Annotated in this window: 9 protein-coding genes; 2 read left to right on the forward strand and 7 right to left on the reverse strand. The window is 43.2% G+C overall.

Going from position 1 to position 9686, the window contains the following annotated elements; all coding sequences use genetic code 11:
* Positions 1-16: 16 nt before the first annotated feature.
* From ilvB to V7K62_RS13520, 7 genes are all read right to left on the reverse strand, one after another.
* A complete protein-coding gene (gene ilvB / locus V7K62_RS13490) occupies positions 17-1930 on the reverse strand; it encodes a biosynthetic-type acetolactate synthase large subunit (RefSeq protein ID WP_334864676.1) in 1914 nt (637 codons plus the stop codon).
* Positions 1931-2062: 132 nt separating this feature from the next.
* On the reverse strand, positions 2063-3340 hold the full coding sequence (locus V7K62_RS13495) for an MFS transporter (RefSeq protein WP_334864678.1): 1278 nt from the start codon (positions 3338-3340) through the stop codon (positions 2063-2065).
* A 118-nt stretch (positions 3341-3458) separates the two neighbouring features.
* On the reverse strand, positions 3459-4031 hold the full coding sequence (locus V7K62_RS13500) for a hypothetical protein (RefSeq protein ID WP_334864681.1): 573 nt from the start codon (positions 4029-4031) through the stop codon (positions 3459-3461).
* Positions 4032-4424: 393 nt separating this feature from the next.
* Positions 4425-4553, reverse strand: a complete 129-nt coding sequence (locus tag V7K62_RS13505; protein WP_334864683.1) for a hypothetical protein — start codon at positions 4551-4553, stop codon at positions 4425-4427.
* A 27-nt stretch (positions 4554-4580) separates the two neighbouring features.
* Positions 4581-5663: a glycosyl transferase gene (locus V7K62_RS13510; RefSeq protein WP_334864685.1), complete on the reverse strand. Its 1083-nt coding sequence runs from the start codon at positions 5661-5663 to the stop codon at positions 4581-4583.
* A gap of 104 nt (positions 5664-5767) precedes the next feature.
* Complete coding sequence (locus tag V7K62_RS13515) at positions 5768-6085, reverse strand: hypothetical protein (protein ID WP_334864687.1); 318 nt, start codon at positions 6083-6085, stop codon at positions 5768-5770.
* A gap of 149 nt (positions 6086-6234) precedes the next feature.
* Complete coding sequence (locus V7K62_RS13520; RefSeq protein ID WP_334864689.1) at positions 6235-7428, reverse strand: aminotransferase class V-fold PLP-dependent enzyme; 1194 nt, start codon at positions 7426-7428, stop codon at positions 6235-6237.
* Between the two features lie 188 nt (positions 7429-7616).
* Here V7K62_RS13520 and V7K62_RS13525 point away from each other — a divergent pair, with 188 nt between their 5' ends.
* Positions 7617-7805 carry a hypothetical protein gene (locus tag V7K62_RS13525; RefSeq protein ID WP_334864691.1) on the forward strand — a complete coding sequence of 63 codons (189 nt, stop codon included), beginning with the start codon at positions 7617-7619 and terminating at the stop codon, positions 7803-7805.
* 250 nt (positions 7806-8055) lie between these two features.
* Positions 8056-9516, forward strand: a complete 1461-nt coding sequence (locus V7K62_RS13530; protein ID WP_334864693.1) for a TM0106 family RecB-like putative nuclease — start codon at positions 8056-8058, stop codon at positions 9514-9516.
* Positions 9517-9686: the final 170 nt, after the last annotated feature.

Raw genomic sequence — 9686 nt, forward strand, 5'->3', positions numbered from 1 at the left:
AAATTATCAAAAAGCGTTACAGCTTCGTCCCACACTCAGCACAGAAGTTGTGGGTAGGAGCATTTTTGGCATTGCAATTACTACAATACACTGGCTCGGCTGCCGCTTTCGGCGCTTGCTTCTGCAAGCCGACCATTTGAGCGTTGCTCTTACCAGGGACTACCATTGGATAGCAGTTTTCATCTCTGGTGACGTGGACATTTAAGATTACTGGCCCTTTGTGTGCCAGCATTTCGGCGATCGCATCTTTTAATTCACTGCGATCGCGGATTATCATGCCTTTAATCCCATAAGCTTTTGCCAATAACTCTACGTCTGGCATCCCTACTTCCATGTTGGAGCATGAGTAACGCTCACCATAAAAGGCTTGCTGCCACTGACGCACCATCCCTTGCCAGCCGTTATTGATAATTATTGTCTTGACATTTATCCCATATTGTGCAAGTGTTCCTAGTTCCTGCAAACACATTTGGAAACTGGCATCACCGCTGATACAGATGACTTCTTCATCAGGAAACGCTACTTTCGCGCCCATTGCCGCAGGTAAGCCAAAACCCATCGTTCCCAAACCAGCGCTAGAAATCCAGCGCCTTGGGCCATTCTTCAGGAATTGTGCTGCCCACATTTGATGTTGTCCGACATCTGTGGTGTAGAAAGCGTGGGGTGCTTGGTGACTAACTTCTACAATCACTTCTTGGGGTGAAATGCTGTCGGGATGGTGCGGCACTATCAGAGGATACTCTTCGCGCCAACGGTTAACTAAATTTAACCACTCTTGGTTTTGATTCGGTGTAGCCTTGACCCCTGCTTCTTTGCATCGACGCAACAAGTCTACTAACACGTTCCGGACATCGCCGACGATGGGCACTTCGGGAATTCGGTTTTTGCCGACTTCTGCCGGATCGATGTCGATGTGAATTACTTTGGCATGGGAGGCGAATTCGTCTAACTTGCCTGTAACGCGATCGTCAAATCTAGCGCCAACGCAAATCAGCAAATCACAATCACTAACGGCGAAGTTGGCGTAAGCAGTGCCGTGCATCCCCAACATTCCCAAAGCTAAGGGATGATGTTCGTCAAATGCACCGATCCCCATTAAGGTTGTAGTGACAGGGATATTGAATAATTCAGCTAGTTGTTTGATTTCTTCATGGGCACCAGCTGCGATCGCGCCACCACCGACATACAATAGCGGACGGCGACTTTCAGTAATCAACTGGATCGCGGCATTAATCTGCCGGGGATTTCCCTTCACGGTGGGACGATAACCGCGTAACTTAACTGAACCTGGTTTTACAGGTACATAGTCAAATTCTTCTAAAGCTACATCTTTGGGGACATCAATCAAAACTGGCCCCGGACGCCCAGTGCTAGCAATGTGGAATGCTTCGGCGACAATTCGCGCCATATCTTTGGGGTCACGCACCACATAAGAGTGCTTGACGATTGGTAGGGTAATCCCGTAAATATCAGTTTCCTGAAACGCATCTGTACCAATCGACGGACGTGCTACCTGTCCTGTAACCACAACCATCGGGATTGAATCCATGTAGGCTGTAGCGATGCCTGTTACCAAGTTAGTTGCTCCTGGGCCCGAAGTACCAAAGCATACTCCTACTTTCCCTGTGGCACGGGCATAACCATCAGCGGCGTGGGCTGCGCCTTGCTCGTGTCTCACGAGAATGTGCTTCATAGCACCAGTTGCTTCCACCTTATATAGGTCGTCGTAAATTGGTAGAATTGCCCCACCAGGATAACCAAAAATATAATCAACGCCGTGGCGATGAAGGCTGTCAAGCAGAGCAAAACCGCCAGATGCCCGTTTGGACACCACTGGCTGACTAGAAGTACGAGACTGTTTGTGATTCTCGGTTTGTGGGAGACTAATTTGGGAAAGCGATTCTCCTGCGGAGACACTTTGTGAACGCACGGTCAAACCTCAGACTATAGCTAAAGTTAATGCTGAATTATGTAGTTAAGACTTCATTTTAATTGAAAAGTTCAATCAAATTCTGATTAATTTTTAGATTAAATATAAAGCTAGATTATTAGCCTACATTAGTTAGATTACGTCTTGCAAGACATTGCGGGTATTTTTCCAAGCCCAAACACCGACGACTGCAACCACAAGACTCATTCCTACAAGTACAATTCGCAAGCCAAACTCTTGATTTAACCAGCCTGTAATCGCCAGTGGTGCGGAAAGGGCGATGTTAACGGCATGATTTTGAAAGCCAAAGACCTTACCATGCATAATCGCTGGAGTCTGCTGTTGAATGAGAGTTTGCATTGGTACACCAATTAGAGAACCGCTCAGACCGAGTAAAATACACGATCCGAGTGCTAGTACTTGACTATTGGTAAAGGGAATCAAAGCCAAAATGAGCGCCATACCCAAAAAGCCCATCAAGGGTAAAGGTTTGTGATGTGTTTTCTCGCCCAAATGACCTAAAATGCCCGCACCTATGACTATACCGATTCCGACTGCGGCGATAAAGCGTCCAGATTGTTTTCCTTGTAAACCAAACTTTTCTGCTAAGGGAAGCGCAAGTACCATCAACGCTGCAAAGACGCAATATAAAACTGTCGTTTGCAGCATCGCATTTAACACCAAACGATTTTTCTTGAGGTAGCGTAAGCCTTCTTTAAAGTCAGCCCAAAGATCGATGCGATCGCTGACAATTTCGCTCGGCGATTTTTTTTCCCGAAAATGAATCGGTAACATAACTACAGCCGACAACAGGTATAGTAACGCCACCACTAATTCGGGCCCATACTTTTTAGATATACCAGTTTCAGCCAAACTCAGCAGCGGATCTCCCAACAAAAAACCGACAATTAAAGCACCCATCATTGTGCTAGTAAACAGCGCATTGGCTGCTATTAAACTCTCTCGCCGCACCAGTAAAGGAATCGCAGCTTGTTCGGCTGGGGCAAAAAATTGGGTAACGGTAGAAACCCCAAAGGTGATGAGAAGAAGTATATGAAAATCTCTTGGTAAAAAGGCAAGTCCGATGATTAATAACCCGCGTAAAATATCAGAGCCTACCATAATCAGCTTTTTCGGTAAGCGATCGACAAATACACCCCCTGCTGAACCAAATAAAACCGCCGGTATAGTAAACGCCACCATCAAAATGGGGTACATCGATTCTTTTGCTACTCCCAAAGGAGGAAAGTAGCTACTGTTTTTGTCTACTACCAGATCAACCAGCATTAAAAAGAAGACCTTATCTGCTAACTGGGACACCAGTTGCCCAATCCACAGGAACATAAAACCACGGTTTTTTAGCAGTGCGCCAAACCCGTTATTAACAGCAGCCGGTTCAGTTGGAAACATTAGATACTTTCTTTGGGTAGATGGGGTATGGGGCATTGGGCAGAGGGGAGAATAAATGCTGACTCCTAACTCCTAACTCCTCACTCCTAACTCCTGTTTACTTACTCCATTGTCCGGATTAATTTGCTTCATAACGCTTTAACAGCATAAGCAAAAATTCAGCTGCTGTCAGACGACCTTTGGGTGGAATAATTTCAATGGAATAATCTACCCAGCAGCCTTGTACAATTTGGGGCGATCGCCAGATGGACAAATGATCAACTGCGGGATATGCATAAAAGTTATTTTGCCCACTACCAAGCAAACAGGAACTCCAATGGGTGAAATAATCATGACTCATCCGATGAATAGGGAAATTACCCTGTAGTGGTACTCCCCATCCATCTATAGCAATAAAAGCTTTGACACGACCACCTAAAAGTTGCCACAAATGCGCTGCCCCTATTGCCCCAACTACGCCAGCACTAAAGCTAATGAATACAATTGGTGATTTTAGCTGATAGCTCAAGCTAACGCGCAAAAACTGCAAAATATGAAATGCTGATAAAACCAAAAAATCTTTACCCGGATAAATCAGTATATTTGCGTAATTAGGGGCGATCGCGCTATCAGAAACTAAATCTAATAATCCCGATTTAAAACTTTCAGTTAAATCTGGATCATGAATTCCAGGGCAAATAATTATACTCATCTGTCTATTCGGTCACGAAAAGGATAATTTAAGCGTCTAACACACCCTAACTTTTGATTTAAGTAGAGCGGCGTGAATAATTCAAGGTTTGTAGTAAGGACTTTAGTCCTAATTTGAGGGCTGTTCGCGAAGCGTTATCGCAGGGGTAGCCCTCTCTACGAACTCATCTCCAGATTTTTTACATTACTTAATCTACTTTGATTTATTCTCACTTACTTACTTACTTTATAAATAGTCTCTAAGAGGTTGTTTGAAAAGTGTTTCGCTGTGACTTTAGGCACTTTTAGATCCCCCCTAACCCCCCTTAAAAATGGGGGAACCGGAATCAAAGTCCCCCAATTTATCGGAGGATTTAGGGGGATCTAAAATTTTTGATCCCGACAAGAGGACTTTTCAAACATGTTCTAAGATGTTCATCTGAATGATTAAAACTTCAGGTTCTTCCTTTTGTTTTTCAATCACTCGCCGCATATATTGGGCAGCTACTTCTAAAGCTTCTTTATCTATAGTTGGAGATTCCATTATTAATTGATATTGTTTTGAATAACTTTATTTCGTCTGTAAATAATTGAGAACAGCTTTAGCGATCGCTTCATTACCATCCTTAGCAATTGGTTGAGGTTGCTTTGGTGGTTGGGGTAACTCATGGAGAAAATCCCAAGTCCCTTGAAAAAACTCAGATGGGGTGATGATTTGATGCTGGTTATAATTAGTTATGCCTTCTACTATAAAAGTTGCTTCGGCAAAATCATCACGCGGTATGGTAACAATCGGTAATCCTAGTATTGTGGCTTCAGAAAAAGTGCTGTAACCAGGTTTAGAGACGACTCGCCCACAAATAGGCATAAAATCTACAGGGCGGTATTTGCGGTCATCAATTTTTACTAAATTAGGTAAATCAGGGGCAAATTGATCAAAGACGATAAATTGCCAATCTGGGAATCGCCGCAGGTTATCGTAGGGAATTTGCTGTAAACCCAAGCCGCCAAAGGTCAACAAAATAGTTTTTTCAACTGGTGCAGTTATTCCCCAAATAGAACGTAAATTATCAGCAGAGTAACGGGGGGAACCACCTGTTAAGCCGACATCTGTGATATTGTTAAAAGTTTGCATTGGTTCATGGAAAGGAAGACGAAACAGGCGATCGCACTTTGAGTACCAATCACTAATCCAATCTGCAACTGCGGTAAATTCACCTCCCCAATCGCGGTAGATAAAGTCCCAGCCAAAGTTACTCATCATCCAGCAGGGAATATTTGCAGCTTTGGCAAACCCAGGAGCGAGGAAGGGAATATCTGCCAAGATGAGATTAACGCGATTTTGGCGAATAAAATTAACTTCTGAGGCAATCAGCGAATTCTGATGTTTCTTAATATCGAGCAACTTTTCTAAGGTTGCTACTTTATCCATTGTCAAGCTATCTGTTTGCACCACACCCAAATCAAATGCACGAGGACGATAGATAAAATCGCCTTCTATATAACATTCTAGCAACCAGCGTGGGGCAGTACTTACCAGAATTAGCAGAACTTCTGGACATAATTTTTGAATTGTCGCAGCTACAGAAGCCGTGCGGGTAGCATGACCAAAGCCGTGGTTAGTTATAGCTAAGTATAAGATTGGGCGTTCCATTTTCAAATTAGGAGTTAGGAGGTAGAAGTTATCTAATCACTGCTTTAGGTTATGTGAAACAGCGCAAGTAAGCATTTTAGTATTTTCTAGGGATTGAGATGTTCTCACCAATTTTTTTCCAACTTCAAACTTCCATACAAAATAGTAATTTGAAAAATATCTGTATGAAAGAGTGCAGGTTGCAAGTAATTTTCCTTACCTAATAAAAAATCAATTATATCTGCTTCTGCGTCACAGGCATCTTCGGGAAAAAGCAAATTCCATTTAATTTCTTGGCAATCGTAAAAAACAAAACGATAAGGCAAACGCTCATCAGGGTCATACACACAATCAATAAATACTTCCTTACCCCACAAGGCGACTTGGACGTTTGTAATTAAAGAAGTAGAATCTCTGAAACCGAGTAAAGCAAAGTCATCCATAATGTAACTCTTAGAGGATGTTTTAAAAGTCCCCTTATGGGTATCAAAACGTTCTAGATCCCTCTAAATCCCCCTTAAAAAGGGGGGACTTTGATTCCGGTTCCCCCCTTTTTAAGGGGGGTTAGGGGGGATCTAGTAACTCCTAATTTCTAATTAATTTTGCAATAACTTTGAATCGTCTCAACCAATAAGTCAATTTCGGATTCTAAAGTAAAGTAATGAACCGTGGCGCGTATACAGCTAGGATTGGCAATTGTCCGAGTTAATATCCTTTGTGATTCTAAAAATTGTACTAACTTGAGATTAGCTTGGGGCTGACTATTTGCAAGTTGGAAGGAGACTACACCGCTTTCAGGTGGAGAAGTTCGCAAACATTTAACATCGGGTAACGCCGTCAATTGTCGCCAAAGATACTCACTATTTTGGCAAATTTGCTCATAACGTTCCTGTGAGGTTCCCCATTGCTGATGAATTGCGATCGCTTCCTTTAACCCAACATACAACGGATAAGCTAATGTAGACACTTCGTATCGTCGCCCATCTGGAAGCCAATCCACAGGCTGAGATTGACTATCCACAACAATGCCACTAAAGCCAATAAACGTAGGTTTCAGGCTTTCTCGTGCTTCTGGTCGAACATACAAACCACCAGCACCCGCAGGGCCACAGAACCATTTATGACCAGTGAAAGCATAAAAATCTACTCCCAATTCTGTCAAGTTTAAAGGCAATAAACCAGCAGATTGAGCAGCATCTATTAATAGTGCAGAAGGATTATTTCTACATAATTCGGCAATTTTGTCAAGCGGTAAAACTTGACCAGTATTCCAGAAAACATGACTCAATATGACTAGGCGGGTGTTGGGGCGCAAGTGCTGGGCAATGACTTTTACGGGGTCGCCCTCATTTAAAGTCGCCTTCAGGGGACAGGTAGTAACTTCCACAGCAAATCTCCGCGCGATTTCCTGCGTTGTCGCAATTACACCTGGATGTTCGCAATCTGAGAGCAGCAGATGGTCGCCAGCCCGCCATTCGATCCCCCAGATGGCAATATTACAGCCAACAGTGACATTCTGGGTAAGAGTAATTGTTTCGCTTGGTGCATGTAACTCCGAAGCGATCGCAACTCTTGCGGCTTGAGTCTGCGGTGCTATCCAGCGATATGCCTCATTACCAAAGGGGCCTATTTGCTGAATATGAGCTTCCGTTTGGGTCATAGCATCCATTGCCCTTTGGGGCATCGGCCCTTGTCCCCCATAATTAAAATAAGCCTTATTAGCTAAAGCGGGAAATTGCTCTCGATGGCTATGCAACCTGGTTTGGGCGACAGAAATACTAGTCATAATTTACAAGGGATATCTGCTGTTTATCGGTTATTTATACTTAGTAGCAACGCTAAAAATAGGGATAAGCTTAATTTAAGCGATCGCTGCCAAATATTATCTCGTAATCAGTAACGATAAATGCTCTCTGACTTTTTGTCCTAGATTCTGTGCTGTTTGAGGAGTAATCAGATGGTGCTTGAATTCTGATGCATGAAGCCACGGGATACCTTGGCGATCGGGATCAGACTCGTAGCGTGGGATGGGAAGAGATGCCAATCACAAAGATTGAATGCTGGAATTCCTGGATGAATGTAAGGATTTTGACTGCTTCTCCAGAGTGTGACACGCTCACAGATGAGGCATGGCTGATGTTGTTCTGTCATCTACCCTTGTAACGTGATTTTGTTATTCTCCCTTATCTGTCACTTAAGAGAAACGCAAACGCCTATCTGTCTTACGTCACTAGCTAGCTGTTGACAGTATAGAATAAACGGCAAATTAGGTGTAGAGGTGTTGGCGTAGCCCACCGTTCGCGTCGCGTCTGTCTACGACACGCTGCGCGAACGCAGAGAAGGTATCGCCACTTCAAAACTTTAATTGTCCGAGTTACTCCCAGAGTGTACTAATTCTTGTTAACTTAAAAGGATGCTAATTAATGCTGAACTCCTACTGCAATACCAACGCTGTAAACGCCGGCCTTTTCTAGATACCCACGGTGACAAAAGTCAGCGCGATGCTCCCAATGAATTGCTACGGAAACTGCAACAGGATAAAATCGCTCATCAGCTGAGTATTTTGGCAAAGGTGACTTATCATCAACCAGATTATTCTTATGGAAACTGGGAAAAGGCAGCGAAGGCAACTTTAGAATTGATGCAGGGTGGGGTTGAGTACATCTATAAGGGAGTACTGTTAGCAACTTATTCTGAAAAATATACCCTGCTAAGTCGTCCAGATTTACTTGTGAAACAACCAGGACAATCCGATTTTGGAGATTGGATCTACGTCCCGGCTAGTATTGAATTGGGTAAGCGCCCTAAGCAAGAATATCAGGTTGTCGCTGCATTTCATGTCCAAGTATTGGCAACAGTGCAGGGAGTTGCACCTGAAACAGCTTCACTCATATTGCGAACCAAAAACACAAGTTATGCAGTGGATCTGTTTAAATGGATGCCACGGATGCAGCAGATTCTGGAGGAGTTTATTCAAGTTTTAGAGTTACCGAATCCGCCAGAGGTGTTTATTTCTCGCCAAAAGTGCAATCTTTGCCATTGGTATAGTGAATGTTATGCGATCGCTCAATCTGAAAAACATCTCTCACTAGTACCAGGTGTAACACCCATTCGCTACACTCAACTCCAAGCCTTGGCCATCACTACACTAGAATCTCTCGCTAGCACCAGTCCCAGCAGCTTAGAAAACCTACTTGGTTTTGACAGCGAAGTAGCGCCCAAGTTAGTAGTGCAAGCTCAATCTGCACTAGAAAAACGACCGTTAATCTTACCCTACCCGCTAGCAACAGAAGATATTACATTCACAGCGCCCATAGAGCTTTATTTTGATATTGAAGCCCAGCCAGACTTAGATTTAGATTATCTCTTAGGGGTTTTGGTCGTTAATAGACAAGCTAATACAGAACAGTTTTATTCGTTTTTAGCAGATAAACCAGAAGACGAAGAATTAGTTTGGCAGCAATTTTTGGATTTAGTTTGGCAATATCCCGAAGCGCCAATTTATCATTTTTGTGTCTACGAATTTGATACAGTCAAACGGTTGGCAAAACTTTATGGCACTCCATACTCTTCAGTCCGCCCTGTGCTGAATCGATTTGTGGATGTGTATGAACAATTAACTCAAAGTGTAGCATTGCCCGTAGAAAGCTATGCCTTGAAAGCGATCGCCCGTTGGATAGGATTTGAGTGGCGTGACACAGAAGCCAGTGGTGCCAAGTGTATTTACTGGTACGATCAATGGTTAGAAACAGGCGATCGCACCTTACTAGAAATTATCCAACGCTACAACGAAGATGATTGCCGCGCTACCCATAAAGTGAAAGATTGGCTTGTCAACTTTTTTCAAGATGAATATGGTTTACGACTAGCTTAAGTAATTTCGTATTTTCTAAAGGTTTTCAATTGGTTGAAATACATATTATTTGTAGTGGCGCACAGATGTGTACTCCTAAGAGGTTGTTTGAAAAGTGGTGACTGAGGTATCCAAAACTTTAGATCCTCCTAAATCCTCCGATAAATTGGAGGACTTTGAGAACGTTATTC

Source organism: Nostoc sp. (genome assembly GCF_036917935.1).
GTDB lineage: Bacteria > Cyanobacteriota > Cyanobacteriia > Cyanobacteriales > Nostocaceae > Nostoc.